Source organism: Brenneria sp. L4-2C, from assembly GCF_040240335.1.
Taxonomy (GTDB): Bacteria; Pseudomonadota; Gammaproteobacteria; order Enterobacterales; family Enterobacteriaceae; genus Brenneria.
In genome coordinates, this window is record NZ_JBEIAC010000029.1 from 1 (window position 1) to 23285 (window position 23285).

Genomic DNA, 23285 nt, shown 5'->3' on the forward strand with positions numbered 1-23285 from the left:
ATCAAGATGGTTGTTAACCTGATTGCGCCGATCGCAATGGATGACGGTCTGCGTTTCGCTATCCGTGAAGGCGGTCGTACCGTTGGCGCGGGCGTTGTTGCTAAAGTTATCGCTTAATCGCTGATAACGTTTGACGCGACACGCGATAAAAGGGCATCATTTGATGCCCTTTTTCTACGCTGTCATGTGGTAGAACCTATCTCATCAGCGATTATGGAATATAATCATTGGTGAGATAGGCTCTGTAGATACGGCGTAAATACCGAATTATTCGTTTACAGAACATCTTTCGGTTTGGTTTGCCCTGCTTTGCGGGGCAAAGTTATTTGTCTGAATCATTGTGACAGGTTGGTTTATGAGTGCGAATACCGAAGCTCAGGGGAGCGGGCGTGGCCTGGAAGCGATTAAATGGCTGGTAGTAGCCGTATTGCTGGTTGTTGCGATCGTCGGCAACTATTACTACCGTGATATTAGTCTGCCGCTGCGCGCATTAGCTGTTGTTATCCTGATTGCTGCCGCCGGTGGCGTGGCATTGCTGACCGCAAAAGGTAAAGCAACAGTAACGTTTGCCCGTGAAGCCCGTACCGAAGTACGTAAAGTGATTTGGCCGACTCGTCAGGAAACGTTACACACCACGTTAATCGTTGCCGCGGTTACTGCCGTGATGTCACTGATTTTGTGGGGGCTGGATGGTATTCTGGTCCGATTGGTATCGTTTATCACTGGCCTGAGGTTCTAAGATGTCTGAAGCCCCAAAAAAACGTTGGTACGTCGTTCAGGCGTTTTCTGGTTTTGAAGGCCGCGTGGCTCAGTCGCTGCGTGAGCATATCAAATTGCACAATATGGAAGATCTGTTTGGCGAAGTTATGGTGCCGACAGAGGAAGTGGTTGAAATTCGCGGCGGCCAGCGTCGTAAGAGCGAGCGTAAATTCTTCCCCGGTTATGTGTTAGTTCAGATGGCGATGGAAGATGCGAGCTGGCACCTGGTGCGTAGCGTGCCGCGCGTCATGGGTTTTATCGGCGGTACTTCCGACCGTCCTGCGCCTATCAGCGATAAAGAAGTCGACGCGATCATGAATCGCCTCCAGCAAGTGGGTGATAAGCCGCGTCCGAAAACGCTGTTTGAACCCGGTGAAATGGTGCGCGTCAATGACGGTCCGTTTGCAGACTTTAATGGCGTAGTCGAAGAAGTGGATTATGAAAAAAGCCGCCTGAAAGTGTCTGTTTCGATCTTCGGTCGTGCGACGCCGGTAGAACTCGACTTCAGTCAGGTCGAGAAAGGGTAAGCGATTCATCCCGATTGCTGAGAATAGTTGCTTGTATCTGGCGCGAAATTAATCTATAATTTCGCGCCTTTTGTTTTCAGGGGTCTGAAACGGCATCTGAAATGTATTAAACCACGGGGAGCCTTTTCCAGGCGCTATCACCCATTCGAGGAAAGTTAAATGGCTAAGAAAGTACAAGCCTATGTCAAGCTGCAAGTCGCGGCTGGTATGGCTAACCCAAGCCCACCGGTAGGTCCGGCTCTGGGTCAGCAAGGCGTAAACATCATGGAATTCTGTAAGGCGTTCAATGCTAAAACTGAAAGCGTTGAAAAAGGTCTGCCGATTCCGGTTGTTATTACCGTTTATTCTGACCGTTCTTTTACCTTTGTTACCAAAACGCCTCCGGCGGCCGTTCTGCTGAAAAAAGCGGCGGGTATCAAGTCTGGTTCCGGCAAGCCGAACAAAGACAAAGTGGGTAAAGTAACGAGTGCTCAGGTTCGTGAAATCGCAGAAACCAAAGCTGCGGACATGACTGGTGCCGACGTGGAAGCCATGGCGCGTTCCATCGAAGGTACTGCTCGTTCCATGGGCCTGGTAGTGGAGGGTTAATAAATGGCTAAGCTGACCAAGCGCATGCGCGTGATCCGTGACAAAGTTGATGTAACTAAACAATACGACGTCAACGAAGCCGTTGCCCTGCTCAAAGAGCTGGCCACTGCTAAATTCGTAGAAAGCGTGGACGTTGCCGTTAACCTCGGCATCGACGCACGTAAATCTGATCAAAACGTTCGTGGCGCAACCGTTCTGCCGCACGGCACCGGTCGTTCCGTTCGCGTCGCGGTCTTCACCCAGGGTGCCAACGCTGAAGCGGCTAAAGCTGCCGGCGCTGAACTGGTGGGTATGGAAGATCTGGCCGATCAGATCAAGAAAGGCGAAATGAACTTTGACGTGGTCATCGCATCTCCGGATGCTATGCGCGTTGTTGGCCAATTAGGTCAGGTTCTGGGTCCTCGCGGCCTGATGCCAAACCCGAAAGTGGGTACTGTAACCCCTAACGTTGCTGAAGCGGTTAAAAACGCCAAAGCAGGTCAGGTTCGTTATCGTAACGACAAAAACGGCATCATCCATACCACTATCGGTAAGGTTGATTTCGATGCTGACAAACTGAAAGAAAACCTGGAAGCTCTGCTGGTTGCGCTGAAAAAAGCCAAACCGTCTCAGGCGAAAGGCGTGTACATCAAGAAAGTCAGCCTGTCCACCACCATGGGCGCAGGCGTTGCGGTTGACCAAAGCGGTCTGAATACTGTAACAGCCTGATAGCTTTTGTTTCGCTTTACTCGGGCGTGGGATTTACCTATAATCTTACGCCCGTTGTTCCGTTAGCGGAATTAAAGAAGAATTTTCGGTTGGAGCCTGGCCTATCCAGGCCTCCGTCCAAGACCGCAGGTGTCTTGCAAAAGACTTAATTTTCCTGCGTAGACGGTGACAGAGCCTGAAGAACATTTTTTTCTTTATTTGTTAAAGAATATTAAAGATTGTCTTTGCTGGATTCTGCTCACCGTGTTTCAACGCTTATTTCCATTTTGGCGATAAGTGATGTGAGTTCCGGAGGTTTCCTCCGGCTAAATCCAGGAGCAAAAGCTAATGGCATTAAATCTTCAAGACAAACAAGCGATTGTTGCTGAAGTCAGCGAAGTAGCCAAAGGTGCGCTGTCTGCGGTTGTTGCGGATTCCCGCGGCGTGACCGTAGATAAAATGACTGAACTGCGTAAAGCAGGTCGTGAAGCTGGCGTTTACATGCGTGTTGTTCGTAACACGCTGCTGCGCCGCGTTGTTGAAGGCACTCAATTTGAATGCCTGAAAGACACGTTTGTTGGTCCGACCCTGATTGCATACTCTTTAGAACACCCGGGCGCTGCCGCTCGTCTGTTCAAAGAATTCGCGAAAGCGAATGCAAAATTCGAGGTCAAAGCTGCAGCCTTTGAAGGTGAGCTGATCCCGGCGGCGCAAATTGACCGTCTGGCAACGCTGCCGACTTACGAAGAAGCACTGGCACGTCTGATGTCGACCATGAAAGAAGCCGCTGCCGGCAAACTGGTTCGCACTCTGGCTGCTGTACGCGATCAGAAAGAAGCGGCTTAATCGCCCTTTTTTCGCTACCGCACTTGCTAACGTATAAACTATTTCTGATTCTTAGGAACAATTGTTATGTCTATCACTAAAGATCAAATTCTGGAAGCAGTAGCAGCTATGTCTGTAATGGATGTTGTTGAACTGGTTTCCGCTATGGAAGAAAAATTCGGTGTTTCCGCTGCCGCCGCTGTAGCTGTTGCTGCTGGCCCGGCTGAAGCTGCTGAAGAAAAAACTGAGTTCGACGTTGTACTGAAAGCTATCGGCGGCAACAAAGTTGCCGTTATCAAAGCAGTACGTGGCGCAACTGGTCTGGGCCTGAAAGAAGCCAAAGATCTGGTTGAATCCGCTCCGGCCGCTCTGAAAGAAGGCATCAGCAAAGACGACGCTGAAGCTCTGAAGAAAGCACTGGAAGAAGCTGGCGCAGAAGTTGAAGTTAAATAAGCCAACTTTCCAGGTTGCAGCCTGATTTATCAGGCTGATGGCTGGTGACTTTTTGGTCACCAGCCTTTTTGCGCTGTAGGGCATCAATGGTATTTCACACTATTCCGCCATTGATTTTACCCCCAATATATTTTTCTATTGACGACTTAATATACTGCTTCCCTGTCCGGGTTCCCTGCCTGAGCAAGAGCAATGAAATGGTTTAAGAGTAATAGAAAGATGTATTACGGAAAGGACTTCATTTTCCGATAGACAGAAATAGTGTTGCATGACCTGTCCTTTGCTAGGACGGACAGAGTGGTTCGACTTTTCAGCGAGCTGAGGAACCCTATGGTTTACTCCTATACCGAGAAAAAACGCATTCGTAAGGATTTTGGCAAACGCCCGCAAGTGCTGGACGTGCCTTATCTCCTTTCTATCCAGCTTGACTCGTTCCAGAAGTTTATCGAGCAAGATCCGGAAGGTCAGTACGGTTTGGAAGCTGCATTCCGTTCTGTTTTCCCCATACAAAGCTATAGCGGTAATTCAGAGCTGCAATACGTTAGCTATCGCCTGGGTGAGCCGGTATTTGACGTTAAAGAATGTCAAATCCGTGGCGTGACATTTTCTGCGCCGCTGCGCGTCAAATTGCGCCTGGTGATTTACGAGCGTGAAGCGCCTGAAGGCACCGTTAAAGATATCAAAGAGCAAGAAGTCTACATGGGCGAAATTCCGCTCATGACCGACAACGGCACTTTCGTGATCAACGGTACTGAGCGTGTTATCGTTTCTCAGTTGCACCGTAGTCCGGGTGTATTCTTCGACAGCGACAAGGGTAAAACCCACTCCTCGGGTAAGGTGCTGTATAACGCACGCATTATTCCTTACCGTGGTTCCTGGCTGGATTTCGAATTCGATCCGAAAGATAACCTGTTTGTCCGTATCGACCGCCGCCGTAAACTGCCGGCGACCATCATCCTGCGCGCGCTGGGTTACTCCACCGAGCAAATTCTGGATCTGTTCTTCGATAAAGTTGTCTATGAAATCAATGGCAACAAATTGCAGATGGATCTGACGCCTGAGCGTCTGCGCGGTGAAACCGCATCTTTCGACATTGAAGCCGAAGGCAAAGTTTACGTCGAAAAAGGCCGCCGCATTACTGCCCGTCATATCCGCCAGTTGGAAAAAGACGGCATTGAGCGTATTGAAGTCCCGGTTGAATATATCGTCGGTAAAGTGCTGGCTAAAGATTACGTCGATGAAAGCACTGGCGAACTGATCGCCACCGCCAATATGGAACTGTCGCTGGATCTGCTGGCGAAGCTCAGCCAATCCGGTCACAAGCGTATTGAGACGTTGTTCACCAACGATCTGGATCACGGTCCGTACATGTCGGAAACCGTGCGTGTCGATCCCTCAAGCGATCGCCTGAGCGCGCTGGTGGAAATTTACCGCATGATGCGTCCCGGCGAGCCGCCGACACGCGAAGCGGCGGAAACGCTGTTCGAGAATCTGTTCTTCTCTGAAGATCGCTATGACCTGTCTGCGGTCGGTCGGATGAAGTTCAACCGTTCTCTGCTGCGCGACGAAATCGAAGGTTCCGGTATCCTGAGCAAAGAAGACATCATCGATGTGATGAAAAAGCTCATTGATATCCGTAACGGCAAAGGCGAAGTGGATGATATCGACCACCTCGGCAACCGTCGTATCCGTTCCGTCGGCGAAATGGCTGAAAACCAGTTCCGCGTCGGTCTGGTGCGCGTAGAGCGTGCGGTGAAAGAGCGTCTTTCCCTGGGCGACCTCGACACCCTGATGCCGCAGGACATGATCAACGCCAAGCCGATTTCGGCGGCGGTGAAAGAGTTCTTTGGCTCCAGCCAGCTGTCGCAGTTTATGGACCAGAACAACCCGCTGTCCGAGATTACGCACAAACGTCGTATCTCCGCACTGGGTCCGGGCGGTCTGACCCGCGAACGCGCCGGCTTTGAAGTTCGAGACGTACACCCGACCCACTATGGTCGCGTATGTCCTATCGAAACGCCGGAAGGTCCGAACATCGGTCTGATCAACTCCCTGTCCGTGTATGCGCAGACTAACGAGTATGGTTTCCTGGAAACGCCTTATCGCCGCGTGCGTGATAATGCGGTAACCGATGAAATCCATTATCTGTCCGCGATTGAAGAAGGCAACTTCGTTATCGCCCAGGCGAACACCAACCTGGACGAAGACGGCCACTTCATTGATGAACTGGTTACCTGCCGTAATAAAGGCGAGTCCAGCTTATTCAGCCGCGATCAGGTTGAATATATGGACGTATCCACCCAGCAGGTGGTCTCCGTCGGTGCGTCGCTGATTCCCTTCCTGGAACACGATGACGCCAACCGCGCATTGATGGGTGCGAACATGCAACGTCAGGCCGTTCCGACTCTGCGCGCCGATAAGCCGCTGGTAGGGACCGGTATGGAACGTGCGGTTGCGGTTGACTCCGGTGTAACGGCGGTCGCGAAACGCGGCGGTACCGTTCAGTATGTCGATGCGTCGCGTATCGTGATCCGCGTTAACGACGATGAAATGTATCCGGGCGAAGCTGGGATCGACATCTACAACCTGACCAAATATACCCGTTCGAACCAGAATACCTGCATCAGCCAGATGCCTTGCGTATCTCTGGGCGAGCCGGTTGAACGCGGCGATGTGCTGGCTGACGGTCCGTCCACCGATTTGGGTGAACTGGCGCTGGGTCAGAATATGCGCGTGGCGTTCATGCCGTGGAACGGTTACAACTTCGAAGACTCCATCCTCGTTTCCGAGCGCGTGGTGCAGGAAGATCGCTTCACCAGTATTCATATTCAGGAATTGGCCTGCGTGTCGCGCGACACCAAGCTGGGGCCTGAGGAGATCACGGCGGATATCCCGAACGTGGGTGAAGCGGCGCTGTCCAAACTGGATGAATCCGGCATCGTTTATATCGGTGCGGAAGTGACCGGCGGCGATATTCTGGTCGGTAAGGTGACGCCAAAAGGCGAAACCCAACTGACGCCGGAAGAGAAATTGCTGAGAGCAATCTTCGGTGAAAAAGCTTCCGACGTGAAGGACTCTTCTCTGCGCGTGCCGAACGGCGTTTCCGGTACGGTTATCGACGTACAGGTCTTTACCCGCGACGGCGTGGAAAAAGACAAACGTGCGCTGGAAATCGAAGAGATGCAGCTCAAGCAGGCCAAGAAAGACCTGACTGAAGAACTGCAAATCCTGGAAGCCGGTCTGTTTGCCCGTATCCATGCGGTGCTGGTTTCCGGCGGCGTGGAAGCGGACAAACTGGAAAAACTGCCGCGTGAGCGCTGGCTGGAACTGGGCCTGACTGATGAAGAGAAACAAAATCAGCTGGAACAGTTGGCCGAACAGTACGACGAACTGAAGCATGAGTTTGAGAAAAAACTTGAAGCCAAGCGTCGTAAGATCACTCAGGGCGACGATCTGGCGCCGGGCGTGCTGAAAATCGTTAAGGTTTATCTGGCCGTTAAACGTCGGATTCAACCGGGCGACAAGATGGCCGGTCGTCACGGGAACAAGGGTGTTATCTCCAAGATCAACCCGATCGAAGATATGCCTTACGATGAGAACGGTACGCCGGTCGACATCGTGCTGAACCCGCTGGGCGTACCTTCACGTATGAACATCGGTCAGATTCTGGAAACCCACCTGGGTATGGCGGCGAAAGGCATTGGTGAGAAAATTAACGCCATGCTGAAGCAGCAGGAAGAAGTGGCCAAACTGCGTGAGTTCATTCAGAAAGCGTACGATCTGGGCGACGATGTCCGCCAGAAAGTAGACCTGAGCACTTTCTCCGACGAAGAAGTGATGCGTCTGGCTGAGAACCTGAAAAAAGGTATGCCGATTGCAACGCCGGTATTCGACGGCGCGAAAGAGAAAGAGATCAAGGAACTGCTGCAAATGGGCGGCATCCCGACCTCCGGTCAGATTACGTTGTACGACGGACGCACTGGTGAGCAATTTGAGCGTCAGGTTACCGTGGGATACATGTACATGCTGAAGTTGAACCACCTGGTCGACGACAAAATGCACGCCCGTTCCACCGGTTCTTACAGCCTGGTTACTCAGCAGCCGCTGGGTGGTAAAGCTCAGTTCGGTGGTCAGCGCTTCGGTGAGATGGAAGTGTGGGCGCTGGAGGCTTACGGTGCAGCCTATACCTTGCAGGAAATGCTGACGGTTAAATCCGATGACGTGAACGGCCGTACCAAGATGTATAAGAACATCGTGGATGGCAATCATCAGATGGAACCAGGCATGCCGGAATCCTTCAACGTACTGTTGAAAGAAATCCGCTCGCTGGGTATCAACATCGAGCTGGAAGAAGAGTAATTCCAGCCCGTTGTGTCGCTGGCGTTCGTCATAGGGGCACCTGAACCTTGTTTTTAACGGCAGGGTTCAGGTGCCTGGCAGGTCTAACTCCGACAGGAGCCAATCCGTGAAAGACTTATTAAAGTTTCTGAAAGCGCAAACTAAAACCGAAGAGTTTGATGCGATCAAAATTGCTCTGGCTTCGCCAGACATGATCCGTTCGTGGTCTTTTGGTGAAGTTAAAAAGCCAGAAACCATTAACTACCGTACGTTCAAACCAGAACGCGACGGCCTTTTTTGCGCCCGTATCTTTGGGCCGGTAAAAGACTATGAGTGCTTGTGCGGTAAGTATAAGCGCCTGAAACACCGCGGCGTTATTTGTGAGAAGTGCGGCGTTGAAGTGACCCAGACCAAAGTACGCCGTGAGCGTATGGGCCACATCGAGCTGGCGTCTCCCACCGCGCATATCTGGTTCCTGAAATCACTGCCGTCCCGTATCGGTTTGCTGCTGGATATGCCGCTGCGTGATATCGAACGCGTGCTGTACTTCGAATCCTATGTGGTGGTCGAAGGCGGCATGACCAATCTTGAAAAGCGTCAGATCCTGACCGAAGAGCAGTATCTGGATGCGCTGGAAGAATTCGGCGACGAATTCGACGCCAAGATGGGTGCGGAAGCCATTCAGGCCCTGTTGAAAAACATGGATCTGGAACAGGAATGCGAACAGTTGCGCGAAGAGTTGAATGAAACCAACTCCGAAACCAAACGCAAGAAGCTGACCAAGCGTATCAAGCTGCTGGAAGCGTTCGTTCAGTCCGGCAACAAACCGGAGTGGATGATCCTGACCGTGCTGCCTGTGTTGCCGCCGGATCTGCGTCCGCTGGTGCCGCTGGACGGCGGTCGTTTCGCCACCTCTGACCTGAACGATCTGTATCGTCGCGTCATTAACCGTAACAACCGTCTGAAACGCCTGCTGGATCTGGCTGCGCCTGACATCATCGTACGTAACGAAAAACGTATGTTGCAGGAAGCGGTCGATGCGCTGCTGGATAACGGTCGTCGCGGTCGTGCGATCACCGGTTCCAACAAGCGTCCGCTGAAGTCGCTGGCCGACATGATCAAAGGTAAGCAGGGACGTTTCCGTCAGAACCTGCTGGGTAAACGCGTCGACTACTCCGGTCGTTCGGTTATCACCGTTGGTCCATACCTGCGTTTGCACCAGTGCGGTCTGCCGAAGAAAATGGCGTTGGAACTGTTCAAACCGTTCATTTACGGCAAGCTGGAACTGCGTGGCCTGGCCACGACGATCAAAGCCGCCAAGAAAATGGTTGAGCGTGAAGAAGCCGTCGTTTGGGATATCCTGGACGAAGTGATTCGCGAACACCCGGTCATGCTGAACCGTGCGCCGACGCTGCACCGTTTGGGTATCCAGGCGTTCGAACCGGTACTGATCGAAGGTAAGGCGATTCAGCTGCACCCGCTGGTTTGCGCCGCGTATAACGCCGACTTCGACGGCGACCAGATGGCCGTTCACGTACCGCTGACGCTGGAAGCCCAGTTGGAAGCGCGTGCGTTGATGATGTCCACCAACAACATTCTGTCACCGGCGAACGGCGATCCCATCATCGTGCCTTCTCAGGACGTGGTATTGGGCCTGTACTACATGACTCGCGACTGTGTCAACGCCAAGGGCGAAGGCATGGTGCTGACCGGGCCGAAAGAAGCCGAACGCGTTTACCGCGCCGGCCTGGCCTCTCTGCATGCGCGCGTGAAAGTGCGTATTACGGAAGAGATCAAGAGTATTGAAGGCGAAATCACGCATCAGACCAGCATTATTGATACCACCGTCGGTCGCGCCATTCTGTGGATGATCGTACCGAAAGGCCTGCCGTTCTCAATTGTGAACCAGCCGCTGGGTAAAAAAGCGATCTCCAAAATGCTGAACACCTGTTACCGCATTTTGGGTCTGAAGCCGACCGTTATCTTTGCCGACCAGATCATGTACACCGGTTTTGCCTACGCGGCCCGTTCCGGCGCGTCCGTTGGTATCGACGACATGGTTATCCCTGCGAAGAAAGCCGGGATCATCGAAGAAGCCGAAACCGAAGTCGCCGAGATTCAGGAACAGTTCCAATCCGGTCTGGTTACCGCCGGCGAACGTTACAACAAGGTTATCGATATCTGGGCCGCGGCCAACGAACGTGTCGCCAAGGCGATGATGGAAAACCTGTCGGTTGAAGACGTGGTTAACCGTAATGGCGAAGTGGAACAGCAGGTTTCCTTCAACAGCATCTTTATGATGGCCGACTCCGGCGCGCGTGGTTCCGCGGCGCAGATTCGTCAGTTGGCGGGGATGCGTGGTCTGATGGCGAAGCCGGACGGCTCCATCATCGAAACGCCGATCACCGCGAACTTCCGTGAAGGTCTGAACGTACTCCAGTACTTCATCTCTACGCACGGTGCGCGTAAAGGTCTGGCGGATACCGCATTGAAAACCGCGAACTCCGGTTATCTGACCCGTCGTCTGGTTGACGTGGCGCAGGATCTGGTGGTGACCGAAGATGATTGCGGCACGCATGAAGGTATCATGATGACCCCGGTTATCGAAGGCGGCGATGTTAAAGAACCGCTGCGTGAGCGTGTTCTGGGTCGTGTCACGGCTGAAGACGTTATCAAGCCGGGTACGGCGGATATTCTGGTTGCGCGTAACACCCTGCTGAACGAGCAATGGTGTGATCTGCTGGAAGAGAACTCCGTTGACGCCGTTAAAGTGCGTTCCGTCGTTAGCTGTGAAACCGACTTCGGCGTGTGCGCCAAGTGCTACGGTCGCGACCTGGCGCGCGGTCACCTGATTAACAAGGGTGAAGCTATCGGGGTTATCGCGGCGCAGTCTATCGGTGAACCGGGTACACAGCTGACCATGCGTACCTTCCACATCGGTGGTGCGGCATCGCGTGCGGCGGCTGAGTCCAGCATTCAGGTGAAAAACAAAGGTAGCCTGAAACTGGAAAACGCCAAGTTCGTGGTCAACAGCAACGGTAAACCGGTTATTACCTCGCGTAATACCGAACTGAAGCTGATCGACGAATTCGGCCGTACCAAAGAAAGCTATAAAGTGCCTTACGGTGCGATCATGGCGAAGAACGACGGTTCTGATGTTAACGGCGGCGAAACCGTTGCTAACTGGGATCCGCATACCATGCCGGTTATCAGTGAAGTGAGCGGTAATATTCGCTTTACGGACATGATCGATGGTCAGACGATTACCCGTCAGACCGACGAACTGACCGGCTTGTCTTCCATCGTGGTTCTGGATAGCGCAGAGCGTACCGGTAGCGGTAAAGATCTGCGTCCGGCGCTGAAAATCGTTGATGACAAAGGCGAAGACGTATTGATCCCGGGTACCGATATGCCCGCCCAATACTTCCTGCCGGGTAAAGCGATTGTTCAACTGGAAGATGGCGTGAAGATCGGCGCGGGTGACACTCTGGCGCGTATTCCGCAGGAATCCGGCGGTACTAAGGATATTACCGGTGGTCTGCCGCGCGTTGCCGACCTGTTCGAAGCGCGTCGTCCGAAAGAACCGGCAATCCTGGCGGAAATCAGCGGGGTTATCTCGTTCGGTAAAGAAACCAAAGGCAAGCGTCGTCTGGTGATCACGCCGCTGGATGGCAGCGATCCGTACGAAGAGATGATTCCTAAGTGGCGTCAACTGAACGTGTTTGAAGGCGAACGCGTAGAGCGCGGCGACGTGGTTTCCGATGGTCCGGAATCGCCGCACGACATCCTGCGTTTGCGTGGCGTACATGCGGTAACGCGTTACATCACCAACGAAGTTCAGGAAGTTTACCGTCTGCAAGGCGTTAAGATTAACGATAAACACATCGAAGTTATCGTTCGTCAGATGCTGCGTAAAGGCACCATCGTTAGCGCGGGCAGCACGGAATTCCTGGAAGGCGAGCAGGCGGAAGTTTCTCGCGTCAAGATTGCCAACCGTCAGTTGGAAGCGGATGGCAAGATCCCGGCGACCTTCAGCCGCGATCTGCTGGGTATCACCAAGGCATCTCTGGCGACCGAGTCCTTCATCTCCGCGGCTTCGTTCCAGGAAACCACGCGTGTTCTTACTGAAGCGGCGGTTGCCGGTAAACGTGATGAACTGCGTGGCCTGAAAGAGAACGTTATCGTTGGCCGTTTGATCCCGGCGGGTACCGGTTATGCGTACCATCAGGATCGCATGCGTCGCCGTCAGGCAGGCGAGGCGCCAGTCGTGCCTCAGGTGAGCGCTGATGAAGCCTCCGCCAACCTGGCTGAACTGCTCAACGCTGGCTTCGGTAACAGCGACGACGAATAATCGTTGCTAAGCACCGTATAAAACCGCTCCTTAGGGGGCGGTTCCGTTGCTGAAAGCCCTGGCCGCTAAAGCCGGGGCTTTTTGTTTTACCTGATAGACAGCGAGATAGACATGGATTCCTCGACAACATCAATACCTGCATCGGCGGCTGGAACCGCCGCTCGCCCGACCGCAGGGCGAGCCCGACGGGCTGCCTGGGGCAGCTTTATCGGCGCGGTGGTGGATTGGTATGATTTTTTGCTTTACGGCATTGTCGCCGCTTTGGTTTTTAACATTGAGTTTTTCCCTCAGATCAGTCCCGCCATGGGTACGCTGGCGGCATTTGGTACTTTTGGGGTAGGTTTTTTATTCCGGCCGCTGGGCGGAATTGTCTTCGGTCATTTTGGCGATAAGCTGGGCCGCAAACGTATGTTGATGATTACCGTCTGGACGATGGGCTTATCCACTGCGCTTATTGGTTTTCTGCCCACGTTCGACAGCATTGGCTGGTGGGCGCCGGTATTACTGGTGACATTGCGCGCGATTCAGGGATTTGCCGTCGGCGGCGAATGGGGCGGTGCGGCGCTGCTGGCAGTAGAAAATGCGCCTAAAAAGAAAAAAGCGTTCTACAGCAGCGGCGTACAGGTTGGATACGGCGTCGGCCTGTTGCTGGCGACGGGATCGATTTCTCTGGTCAGTCACCACACCACGAATGAGGAATTCATCGACTGGGGCTGGCGTCTGCCGTTTCTATTCAGTACGGTGCTGGTGGCGATAGCCTGGTGGATCCGTTCCGGGATGGAAGAGTCCCGGGAGTTTGTGGCCGCCAATAAAAAACAACAGGAAAAAACGGGCAAAAAACGTTCGTTTCCGATTGTTGAAGCATTGCGTAAACACCCTAAGGCATTTTTGCTGATCATCGCCCTGCGCCTGGGGGAGCTGCTGACCATGTATATCGTCACCGCCTTCGCGCTTAATTATTCCACCACCAATTTGGGGATGCCGCGGGAGCTGTTTCTTAATATCAGTCTGCTGGTGGGCGGGATCAGTTGCTTGTCTATTCCTCTTTTCGCCCGTCTGGCCGACAGTTTCGGCCGGCGGCGTATTTACGTCACCGGCGCCCTGATCGGCGCGGTCAGCGCGTTTCCTTTCTTTATGGCGCTGGAGGCGCACGCCAGCCTGTGGATACTGTTTTTCGCCATCATGCTGGCTAATATCGCCCACGATATGATCGTCAGCGTGCAGCAGCCGATGTTTACCGAGCTGTTCGGCACCGCCTATCGCTACAGCGGCGCCGGCGTCGGTTATCAGGTGGCCAGCGTGGTCGGCGGCGGGTTTACGCCGTTTATCGCCGTATTGCTGGTGGAGGTTTTAGGCGGTTCCTGGCACGGCGTCGCCACTTATCTTGCGGTAGGTTGCCTGTTGTCGGCTATCGTCGGGATGCGAATGAAGCCGCAAAAGTTAGACTGATAAAACAGAGCCGATACAGATCTGAGATTTTCTGTATCGGCTTCATAAACCGAGCGCCGTCACGGCGTGTCTGCATTAAAAACGATCTATATCGTCTCGCGTCAGCCCGATATCCCTTAGCCTTTCATCATTCATGCGCAGCAATGACCTACGGGTTAGCACTTTAAGACGCCACTTTTTCCATTTTTGATAGGGCCGGATCAATATTGACCGCAGTGCGTTTCTCAAGCGCTTTGTCTGATGTTCCATGCTTTCCCCCTTGCTGATTGCCTTGCACTATGATGCGAGGGAAAACCGATTCGATACAGACTCAGAAAATGTCTTTTTTTAACATACAGATTATGGGATATTGCATCTGAATGGTCTTTTTCTTCTTAATCTGTACTGGTTATTGATTTAATCATTCATGAGGAATGATACACATGACGCGTTACCAACATCTGGCTTCTCTGCTGGCGCAGCGCATTGAACAGGGGCTGTATCAAAGCGGCGAACGCCTGCCGTCGGTTAGAGCATTGAGTCTGGAACACGGCGTCAGTATCAGCACCGTACAGCAGGCTTACCATCTGCTGGAATCCCGGCAACTTATTTCGCCGCGACCGCGATCGGGCTATTTTGTCGCATCCCGCAAGGCGCCGCCGCCGGTTCCGGGATTGACGCGTCCGGCCCAGCGCCCGGTTGAGATCACCCAGTGGGAGTCCGTGCGGGAGTTGTTTAACGATTGCCCTGCGAACAGTGCGTTCAACTTTGGCAGCGGGATGCCTGATGTAAGCCAGTCAACGGTGAAACCGCTGTGGAAAGCGCTGGGTCGTCTATGTCAGCAGCAGGATGAACGGGTGCTGGCGTATGACAATATGTATGGCATGCCTGAACTGCGCGAGCAGGTCGCTCGTCTGACGCTGGACAGCGGCTGCCAACTGACGATGGATGATATTGTGATCACCACCGGCTGTCAGGAGGCGCTGTTTACCGCGGTGCGCGCGGTATGCCAACCCGGCGATATCGTGGCGGTCGAATCTCCCGCGTTTCCCGGCACCATGCAGATCCTGCGTGGATTAGGGGTGAAAGCGATCGAAATCCCGACCTGCGCCGTCACCGGCATTAGTCTGGATGCGCTGACGCTGGCGTTGGAGCAGTGGCCGATCAAAGCCTTGCTGCTGGTGCCGACCTGCAATAATCCGCTGGGTTTCATTATGCCCGACAAGTATAAAAAAGAGTTGATCATCCTGGCCCAGCGCTTCGATCTCGCCATTATCGAAGACGATGCCTATGGCGAGCTTACCTATGACTACCCTCGTCCAAGAACCATCAAGTCTTTTGATGAAGATGGTCGGGTATTACTGTGCAGCTCTTTTTCCAAAAATCTGGCGCCGGGTCTGCGCGTCGGCTGGATCGCGCCGGGTCGTTATCTTGAGCGCGTTGTGCATACCAAATATATCGGTACCGGCTATACGGTTTCGCATACGCAACTGGCGGTAGCGGAATTTATCCGGCAGGGCCACTATCAGCCTCATCTACGCCGTATGCGCATGCAGTATAAGTGTAATCTTGATGTATTTACCTGCTGGGTGCGTCACTATTTCCCCAGCGGCATTTGCGTCAGCCGCCCACAGGGCGGATTTCTGGTGTGGATAGAGTTGCCGGAGTTTTTTGATTCGCTGCGGCTTAACCGTGAGGTGCGTAAATCCGGTATTCAGATTGCCGCCGGATCGTTATTTTCGGCTTCGGGGAAATACCGTAACTGTCTGAGACTTAATTATGCCTTGCCGTTCACCGACGAAACCGGCAAAGGACTGCGTATCCTGGGGGAAACCGTCAGCCGGATGATGAACGACGCTTGACAACCTTTTGGTCGGGGAGGGGCCGATACGTAACCGTATCGGCGGGTTGGCGTGCAGAGCGGCGAACGCTCCGGCCGGCGGCATGCCGACGCCGCTACTTTACCCATTGGTCTGCATCGCGACGACAGGGCAGTCTGCATTTTGCGAACCTTTACCGGGAAATGTTTTCCGGCTTGGCAAGCGGCATTGCCTATTGCGAGCGTCTCCCCAGATAACCATCCCAGTCTTTCCATACCGGCTGTAATCCGGCCCGTATAATCGCCTGGGCGACTTCTTCCGGCCGGCGGGCGTCATGCGGCGAGAACTGTTCCAGCTCGGGGTGGTCGTCGGCATAGCCGCCGGGCTGGGTTTTCGAAAAAGCGCTGACGTTGTTTATCGCGATGGGAACCGCATGATCGCGGAAGAACGGCGACTCACGAGTCGACAGCGACAGTTCGATATCCGGCGACAGCAGGCGGAAGGCGCAGATCACCTGCATCAGTTGCGCCTCATCCATCAGCGAGGCGGGTTGGATACCGCCCGCGCAGGGACGCAGCCGAGGGAAGGAGACGGAAAAACGGCTCTGCCAGTAGGTTTGCTGTAGATAAAGCAGGTGCTCCGCCACCATATAGCAGTCGGTTCGCCAACTGTCGGACAGGCCGATGAGCGCCCCCAGCCCGATCTTGTCGATCCCCGCGCGGCCAAGACGATCCGGCGTGGCCAGGCGCCAGTAAAAATCCTGTTTCTGTCCGCGCAGATGGTGCTGCTGATAGGTCGCCGGATGGTAGGTTTCCTGATACACCATCACGCCGTCCAGCCCCAGTCCTTTCAGCTCGGCGTACTCTTCCTGCGCCAGCGGCTGCACTTCGATCATCAGCGCGCTGAAATGCGGACGGATCAGCGGAAAGACCCGGCGGAAGTAATCCATACCTACCTTACGCTGATGCTCGCCGGTCACCAACAGCAGGCTATCGAAGCCCAGCGCCTTGATCGCGGCGCATTCGCGCAGGATCTCCGCATCATCCAGCGTTTTGCGCTTGATGTGGTTGCTCATGGAGAAGCCGCAGTAGGAGCAGTCGTTGGAACACAGATTGGACAGGTAGAGGGGGACATAGAAGCCGACCGTGTTGCCGAAGCGCTGGCGGGTAAGCTGCTGCGCCCGTTGCGCCAGCGGTTCCAGATAGGGGGCGGCGGCGGGGGAGATGAGCGCCATAAAATCTTCCCGATCGGGCCGAGCCGCGGCCAGCGCTTGCTCAACATCCCGCGCGGTTTTGCTGTTGATCCGCAAAGTGAGGTCGTCCCAGTCCAACCGCTGCCAGACGGTTTGAAAGTCGGTTGTCATCAGCGCGCTCCTTCCGTTTGCGGATGCAGGAAGCCGGTCAGCGGGCTGGTGGCGCTGGCGGTGTACTGTTTGCTGCCCAGTCCGGCCTGATTAGCCAGTTCGCCGGTTTCAACCGCGGTTCTGAATGCCTGCGCCATCTTGACCGGATCGCGGGCGACGGCGATGGCGGTATTGACCAGCACGGCATCCGCGCCCATCTCCAATGCCTCCGCCGCATGGCTGGGCGCGCCGATCCCGGCGTCCACCACGACAGGAACGCGCGCCTGTTCGATGATGATGCGCAGGAAATCACGGGTTTGCAGCCCCTGGTTGGAACCAATCGGCGCGCCCAACGGCATGACGGCGGCGCATCCCGCCTCTTCCAGCCGCTTGCACAAGACCGGATCCGCCCCGCAGTAAGGCAGCACGACGAAGCCGTCTTTGACCAGACGTTCGGCGGCTTTCAGCGTTTCTATCGGATCGGGCAGCAGGTATTTCATATCCGGATGAATTTCCAGCTTTACCCAATGGGTACCCAGCGCCTCACGCGCCAGTCGGGCGGCAAACACCGCTTCATCCGCCGTTTTGGCGCCGGAGGTGTTCGGCAGCAGCTTGATGCCAAGCTGGCGCAACGGCGCCAGAATCGCGTCGTTGCCGCCTTTCAGGTCAACGCGTTTCATCGCCATGGTGACCAGTTGCGAGCCGGAAGCGCGCAGGGCGGCCAACATAATTTCAGGGGTGGCGAATTTTCCGGTGCCGGTCAGCAGCCGGGATGTAAAGGTGGTATCGGCAATGTGTAACATATCATCCTCCCGCAATTGCCTGAAAAAGCAAAATATCATCCCCGTCCTGAATCTGATGCCGAGTCCAGGCGTCACGAGGGATAATGGTCTGATTGATGGCCAGCGCCGTACCGGGTTGCAGGCGGTTTAACTGTATCAGCAGCGCTTCGACGGTTAGGCTGTCCGCCAGCTCGATAGTCTGGTCGTTGAGGGTAATTTTCATGCCGGCTCTCCACAGACCGGACAATGACGCGAGCGGGTGAGCTGCAAGGTGTTCCAGCTTTGTTGTTTGCCGTCGAACAGACGCAGCTTGCCGTTCAACGCCGACGGCAAGCCGGCCAGGAGTTTGATTGCCTCCAGCGCCTGTAGCGTGCCGATGACGCCGACCACCGGGCCGAGTACGCCCGCCGTGCGGCAATTGCGCTGCGGCTCCGTCGCATCAGGGTACAGGCAGGCGTAGCAACCGTGGTTGTAGGGCGGCGTAAGCACCAGCAACTGTCCGCTGAAACCGACGGCGCTGCCGCTGACCAGCGGTTTGCCGGCGCGGATACAGGCGGCGTTAACCGCATGGCGGGTCTCCATGTTGTCGCTGCAATCCAGCACCACGTCGACGCGGCTGATCGCCTGACGCAGCGTTTCGCCGCCCAGTCTTTCCGTCAGGGCGACGATCTCCGCGTGCGGGTTTAATGCCTGCAACTGCCGTCGCGCCAGCTCGGCCTTGGGTTGATTGATATCCGTCGTGCGGTAGAGGATTTGACGCTGAAGATTGGTAAGATGCAGCGCGTCATCATCCGCTAATAACAGCGTGCCGACGCCGGCGGCGGCCAGATACATCGATGCGGGGGCGCCCAGCCCGCCCAGCCCCACCAGCAAGACGCTGGCGGACTTGAGCTTTTCCTGGCCTTCAGGGCCGATGTCCTCCAGGAGCAGTTGTCGGCTGTAGCGCAGAAATTCTTGATCGCTGAGCACGTTACACCTCCCGCCCTTCTATCATACGCAGCAGGGCCGCCGTCGCCTTGCGCCAGTCCGGCGCCCGGGTAATGGCGCTGACCACGGCAATGCCGCCCACGCCGGTGGCTAGTACCGCGGGAACCCTGTCCAGACTGATGCCGCCGATGGCGACGGTTGGAAAACGTTCCCCAAGCTCCGCCACATGGTGCGTCAGCTCTGTAATTCCCTGCGGCGCCGAGGGCATCTCTTTGGTCTGAGTAGGGAAGATATGTCCCAGCGCGATATAGGAAGGATTGATGGCTATCGCGCGCGCCAATTCCCGATCGTCGTGGGTGGAGACGCCGAGGCGCAGGCCGGCCTGTTTAATGGCCGCAAGATCGGCCGTGTCCAGATCCTCCTGGCCGAGATGAACGCCGTACGCCTGATGTTTTACGGCCAGTCGCCAGTAATCATTGATAAACAATCGCGCCTGATACCGGCGGCCCAGCGCAATGGCCTGAATGACGTCCTGTTCGACCTGTTGATCGGTCCGATCCTTAATGCGCAGTTGGATCGTTTTAACGCCCGCGCCGAGCAGGCGTTCAATCCACATTACGCTATCCACCACCGGATAAAGGCCAAGCCGGGGCGCAGTGGGGGGAAAGGGTGTCGAGGCTTGCCCGGTTGTCATTTGCTTTCCTCCGTTTGCAGGCCGGCGGCGCTGTGGTACAGCTCGCCGCCCTGCGCGCGAAAGGCTTCCGACATTTGCGCCATGCCCACTTCAATCGGTTTGGCTTCGGCTTCCTGTTTTGCCGCGTAATCGCGCACTTCCTGCGAAATTTTCATGGAACAGAATTTCGGCCCGCACATGGAGCAGAAGTGGGCCACCTTGCCGGATTCCTGCGGCAGGGTTTCATCGTGATAGGCGCGGGCGGTTTCGGGATCGAGCGACAGATTGAACTGGTCTTCCCAGCGGAACTCGAAGCGCGCTTTAGACATGGCGTTATCGCGAATTTGCGCGCCGGGATGTCCTTTCGCCAGGTCGGCGGCATGGGCGGCGATTTTATAGGTAATCAGCCCTTGCTTGACGTCCTCTTTGTCAGGCAGCCCGAGGTGTTCTTTCGGCGTCACATAGCAGAGCATGGCGCAGCCGAACCAGCCGATCATCGCCGCGCCGATACCTGAAGTGAAGTGGTCGTAACCGGGGGCGATATCGGTGGTCAGCGGGCCAAGCGTATAGAACGGGGCTTCGTGGCAGTGTTCCAGCTCTTCGGTCATATTGCGGCGGATCATCTGCATCGGCACATGGCCGGGGCCTTCAATCATCACCTGTACATCGTATTCCCAGGCGATTTTGGTCAGTTCGCCCAGCGTATGCAGCTCTGCGAACTGCGCTTCATCGTTGGCGTCCTGAATCGAACCGGGACGTAAGCCGTCGCCCAGCGACAGCGCGATGTCATAGGCGGCGCAGATTTCACAGATTTCGCGGAAATGCTCGTACAAAAAGCTCTCTTTATGATGCGACAGGCACCACTTCGCCATGATTGAGCCGCCGCGGGATACGATGCCGGTGAGCCGTTTGGCGGTCATCGGGACATAGCGCAGCAGCACGCCGGCGTGAATGGTAAAATAGTCGACGCCCTGTTCAGCCTGCTCCAGCAGGGTATCGCGGAACATTTCCCAGGTCAGGTTTTCCGCTACGCCGTTCACTTTTTCCAGCGCCTGGTAAATGGGTACCGTGCCGATCGGCACCGGGCTGTTGCGCAGGATCCATTCGCGGGTTTCATGGATATAGCGCCCGGTGGAGAGATCCATCACCGTGTCTGCGCCCCAGCGGGTGGACCACACCAGTTTTTCGACTTCTTCTTCGATGGAGGAGGTGACGGCGGAGTTGCCGATATTGGCGTTCACCTTTACCAGAAAATTACGGCCGATAATCATCGGTTCGGATTCGGGGTGGTTGATATTGGATGGAATGATGGCGCGACCGGCGGCGACTTCCTGACGCACGAACTCCGGCGTGATGTTCTCCGGCAAGTTGGCGCCGAAGCTCTGACCGGCGTGCTGCTGGCGCAACACCTCGCCGCGAATACGTTCGCGTCCCATGTTTTCACGGATGGCGATAAACTCCATTTCCGGGGTGATGATGCCCTGACGGGCATAGTGCAGCTGGGTGACGCATTTTCCCGGTTTAGCGCGCAGCGGACGCGGCAGGTGTTCGAAACGGAGATGGTCGAGACCGGCGTCGGCCAGACGCTGTTGGGTGAAGTCGGAACTGACGCCCGGCAGCGCTTCCGTGTCGTTACGCTCGGCGATCCAGCGCTCTCTCACACGATTCAATCCGACGCGCACATCAGGAGACAAGGCCGGATCGCCGTACGGCCCGGCGGTGTCATAAACCGGGATCGGTTCATTGGCGACGTATTGCGGGTTATCCTTACTGCCGCCGATCAGCGTCGGGCTGAGCTGGATTTCACGCATCGGGACGCGGATATCCTCACGCTGACCGGTGAGGTAAATACGCTGGGAATTGGGAAATGCCATCCCCTGCAACGAATCGATAAATTTCTGGGCGGCGGCCCGCTGCTCACGACGGCTGCTTTTGGGCGATGTTGAACGAGAATTTTCTGTAGACATAGCAAGTTCCTGTAATACGTAAAGGGAAAATTGCTTGTCTGGAGTTCGGAGGGAGTAATAACAAAATTGATGCCGTGAGGGTCAACGCGAAGACGACGTCCAGGGTTTCATCAGGCACATTACTCTTGTTCCCTTCGCAGGTATTAACCCGATCAGGTTCCGCGGATCCCGAATTAACGGTCTCAGCCCGTGCATTTTTATTGCTTGCTGAAAAAGCAGGCAACGCAAACGCGCTGGGCACTCCGACAAGATAGCCCCACGATTAGCGGGCTGATTACAACGATGACACTGTAGGCCGACAACCAGTACATGTCAAAGGCCGTGCGGCCTATCTGTGAAGAAATGCCGCATTCCACTCACTGGGCCAAGATTTTCAGCCGGGTCGCGATGGGTTTATCATCGACGCTATCGCTGATTATCGCAAACCAGCCGGATCATCTTATCTTCCAGCGTAAAACGTTCTTCCAGCGTTTCGCCGATGGCGGACAGCGCCTGTTGGAATGCCATGCAGTTATCGTGATCGATGGAGGTCGCCAGGTGGCTGTCATAGCAGTCCATAATCTGCTGCGTGTTGTTTTGCAAGGCAAAATCAATTTTTTCAGACTGCGACAGCTTTTGTTCGCTCAGGGTAGCGGCCTCCTGCAATACCCGTTCATAGGCATGAAAGTGACCGGCGGAAAGATAATCAACCAGATACTGGTGAAAATTATCCAGCGCTTTTTCATCAAGGCGTGAATAGGCGTCTTTGTTGGGTTTGATGCCAACCAGATGGTAGTAAGCAATCAGGAGCTGTTTACGCGCTTGTAGCCACTGGTCGATTAACGCATTATTGCCACCGACGAGTTCAGTCAGGCTTTGTAACTGGTTTAGCATTTTTGGCTCCGTGAATGATAAAAAATAGCCGTTGGTTATGCACGTTAGCTAAATCGCACGGAATGGTAAAGAACCAGTGAAGTGATAGAGGAGCAATCGCAGGTATGGAACAAAGGTTAAACGGTGACGAAACAGGCTGGTGGGTTGTCAGTCACGCAAATCAAATATGGCTTCCTCAAGGAGAATTACCGCAGGGAACGGCGGACAATTGGTCATTACAGGGTGAAGCCGCCCGCAAAATAGGCGAATGGCAAGGACAACCGATGTGGCTGGTTTGTCAGAACCGGGATGTCGACATGACCTCGGTGCGCCAATTGATCGATCAGGACGCCGGGCTTTTCCAAATGGCGGGACGGGGCGTGCAACTGGCGGAATTTTATCGCGCTCACAAGTTCTGCGGCTACTGCGGCCACGAAATGGTGCGCAGTAAAACGGAGCTGGCCTGCCTGTGTCTGCATTGCAAGGAGCGTTATTATCCGCAGATCGCGCCTTGCATCATCGTGGCGATCCGACGGGGCGATGAGATTTTGCTGGCGCAGCATAACCGGCACCGCGGCAATATGTATACCGTGCTGGCCGGGTTTGTCGAAGTGGGCGAAACGCTGGAACAGACGGTGGCTCGCGAGGTCATGGAAGAGAGTCGCATTGAGGTCAAAAACCTGCGTTATATCAGTTCCCAACCCTGGCCTTTTCCGCATTCGCTGATGATGGCCTTTATGGCGGACTATGCCGGCGGCGAAGTGCATCACGATCCGTCGGAGCTGCGTGATGCCGGCTGGTTTCGCTATGATCAATTGCCTCTCTTACCGCCGCCGGGTACCGTGGCCCGCCGACTGATTGAGGACACGGTGGCGCTATGTCGCGCTTATCATGAGAACGGTAACGACCATGTTACAATCGACGGCGACGGCAGCACGCGCCAGGATGATGACTAAAGGATAAACA

The 23285-nt window shown here is 55.0% G+C and carries 20 protein-coding genes and 1 riboswitch; of the genes, 12 read left to right on the forward strand and 8 right to left on the reverse strand.

Annotation, left to right across the window (positions count from 1 at the left end; genetic code table 11):
* From ABRZ26_RS23220 to shiA, 10 genes are all read left to right on the forward strand, one after another.
* Positions 1–117, forward strand: a 117-nt coding sequence (locus ABRZ26_RS23220; RefSeq protein WP_199379605.1) for an EF-Tu C-terminal domain-related protein, incomplete at its 5' end; no start/stop codon positions are given.
* A gap of 238 nt (positions 118–355) precedes the next feature.
* On the forward strand, positions 356–739 hold the full coding sequence (secE, locus tag ABRZ26_RS23225) for a preprotein translocase subunit SecE (protein ID WP_319606467.1): 384 nt from the start codon (positions 356–358) through the stop codon (positions 737–739).
* A 1-nt stretch (position 740) separates the two neighbouring features.
* On the forward strand, positions 741–1286 hold the full coding sequence (gene nusG / locus ABRZ26_RS23230) for a transcription termination/antitermination protein NusG (protein WP_319606468.1): 546 nt from the start codon (positions 741–743) through the stop codon (positions 1284–1286).
* Between the two features lie 159 nt (positions 1287–1445).
* Positions 1446–1874, forward strand: coding sequence for a 50S ribosomal protein L11 (gene rplK / locus ABRZ26_RS23235; protein ID WP_048636587.1), 429 nt, complete (start codon positions 1446–1448; stop codon positions 1872–1874).
* 3 nt (positions 1875–1877) lie between these two features.
* Positions 1878–2582, forward strand: coding sequence for a 50S ribosomal protein L1 (rplA, locus tag ABRZ26_RS23240; protein WP_319606469.1), 705 nt, complete (start codon positions 1878–1880; stop codon positions 2580–2582).
* A gap of 327 nt (positions 2583–2909) precedes the next feature.
* Complete coding sequence (gene rplJ, locus ABRZ26_RS23245; RefSeq protein ID WP_137714957.1) at positions 2910–3407, forward strand: 50S ribosomal protein L10; 498 nt, start codon at positions 2910–2912, stop codon at positions 3405–3407.
* Positions 3408–3473: 66 nt separating this feature from the next.
* Positions 3474–3839, forward strand: a complete 366-nt coding sequence (gene rplL / locus ABRZ26_RS23250) for a 50S ribosomal protein L7/L12 (protein WP_048636584.1) — start codon at positions 3474–3476, stop codon at positions 3837–3839.
* 330 nt (positions 3840–4169) lie between these two features.
* On the forward strand, positions 4170–8198 hold the full coding sequence (gene rpoB / locus ABRZ26_RS23255; protein ID WP_319606470.1) for a DNA-directed RNA polymerase subunit beta: 4029 nt from the start codon (positions 4170–4172) through the stop codon (positions 8196–8198).
* Positions 8199–8304: 106 nt separating this feature from the next.
* The gene (gene rpoC / locus ABRZ26_RS23260; protein WP_319606471.1) at positions 8305–12528 is read left to right on the forward strand and encodes a DNA-directed RNA polymerase subunit beta'; all 4224 of its coding nucleotides are present in this window, start codon (positions 8305–8307) and stop codon (positions 12526–12528) included.
* 111 nt (positions 12529–12639) lie between these two features.
* A complete protein-coding gene (gene shiA / locus ABRZ26_RS23265) occupies positions 12640–13977 on the forward strand; it encodes a shikimate transporter (protein ID WP_319606472.1) in 1338 nt (445 codons plus the stop codon).
* Between the two features lie 75 nt (positions 13978–14052).
* Here shiA and ABRZ26_RS23270 read toward each other — a convergent pair whose 3' ends face one another.
* Complete coding sequence (locus ABRZ26_RS23270; protein ID WP_319606473.1) at positions 14053–14226, reverse strand: DUF1127 domain-containing protein; 174 nt, start codon at positions 14224–14226, stop codon at positions 14053–14055.
* Between the two features lie 173 nt (positions 14227–14399).
* Between ABRZ26_RS23270 and ABRZ26_RS23275 the strand changes: the two genes are divergently transcribed.
* Positions 14400–15818: an aminotransferase-like domain-containing protein gene (locus ABRZ26_RS23275; RefSeq protein ID WP_319606474.1), complete on the forward strand. Its 1419-nt coding sequence runs from the start codon at positions 14400–14402 to the stop codon at positions 15816–15818.
* 190 nt (positions 15819–16008) lie between these two features.
* On the opposite strand, the gene thiH is transcribed toward ABRZ26_RS23275, so the two are convergent.
* From thiH to rsd, 7 genes are all read right to left on the reverse strand, one after another.
* Positions 16009–17139 (reverse strand): 2-iminoacetate synthase ThiH, encoded by a 1131-nt coding sequence (gene thiH / locus ABRZ26_RS23280; RefSeq protein ID WP_319606475.1) that lies wholly within the window; start codon positions 17137–17139, stop codon positions 16009–16011.
* Positions 17139–17921 carry a thiazole synthase gene (locus tag ABRZ26_RS23285; RefSeq protein ID WP_319606476.1) on the reverse strand — a complete coding sequence of 261 codons (783 nt, stop codon included), beginning with the start codon at positions 17919–17921 and terminating at the stop codon, positions 17139–17141. Before ABRZ26_RS23285 ends, thiH begins: the two co-directional genes overlap by 1 nt.
* 1 nt (position 17922) lies before the next feature.
* Positions 17923–18123 carry a sulfur carrier protein ThiS gene (gene thiS / locus ABRZ26_RS23290; RefSeq protein ID WP_319606477.1) on the reverse strand — a complete coding sequence of 67 codons (201 nt, stop codon included), beginning with the start codon at positions 18121–18123 and terminating at the stop codon, positions 17923–17925.
* Positions 18120–18869, reverse strand: coding sequence for a HesA/MoeB/ThiF family protein (locus tag ABRZ26_RS23295; protein ID WP_319606478.1), 750 nt, complete (start codon positions 18867–18869; stop codon positions 18120–18122). The genes thiS and ABRZ26_RS23295 overlap by 4 nt, the downstream gene beginning before the upstream one ends.
* Before the next feature lies 1 nt (position 18870).
* Entirely contained in the window at positions 18871–19521 is a 651-nt protein-coding gene (gene thiE / locus ABRZ26_RS23300) for a thiamine phosphate synthase (protein ID WP_319606479.1), read from the reverse strand.
* Complete coding sequence (thiC, locus tag ABRZ26_RS23305; protein WP_319606480.1) at positions 19518–21467, reverse strand: phosphomethylpyrimidine synthase ThiC; 1950 nt, start codon at positions 21465–21467, stop codon at positions 19518–19520. The genes thiE and thiC overlap by 4 nt, the downstream gene beginning before the upstream one ends.
* Before the next feature lie 112 nt (positions 21468–21579).
* Positions 21580–21722, reverse strand: a riboswitch (TPP riboswitch).
* Between the two features lie 150 nt (positions 21723–21872).
* Positions 21873–22340: a sigma D regulator gene (rsd, locus tag ABRZ26_RS23310; RefSeq protein WP_319606481.1), complete on the reverse strand. Its 468-nt coding sequence runs from the start codon at positions 22338–22340 to the stop codon at positions 21873–21875.
* Between the two features lie 104 nt (positions 22341–22444).
* Here rsd and nudC point away from each other — a divergent pair, with 104 nt between their 5' ends.
* Complete coding sequence (nudC, locus tag ABRZ26_RS23315; RefSeq protein ID WP_319606482.1) at positions 22445–23275, forward strand: NAD(+) diphosphatase; 831 nt, start codon at positions 22445–22447, stop codon at positions 23273–23275.
* The last annotated feature ends 10 nt before the right edge of the window (positions 23276–23285 follow it).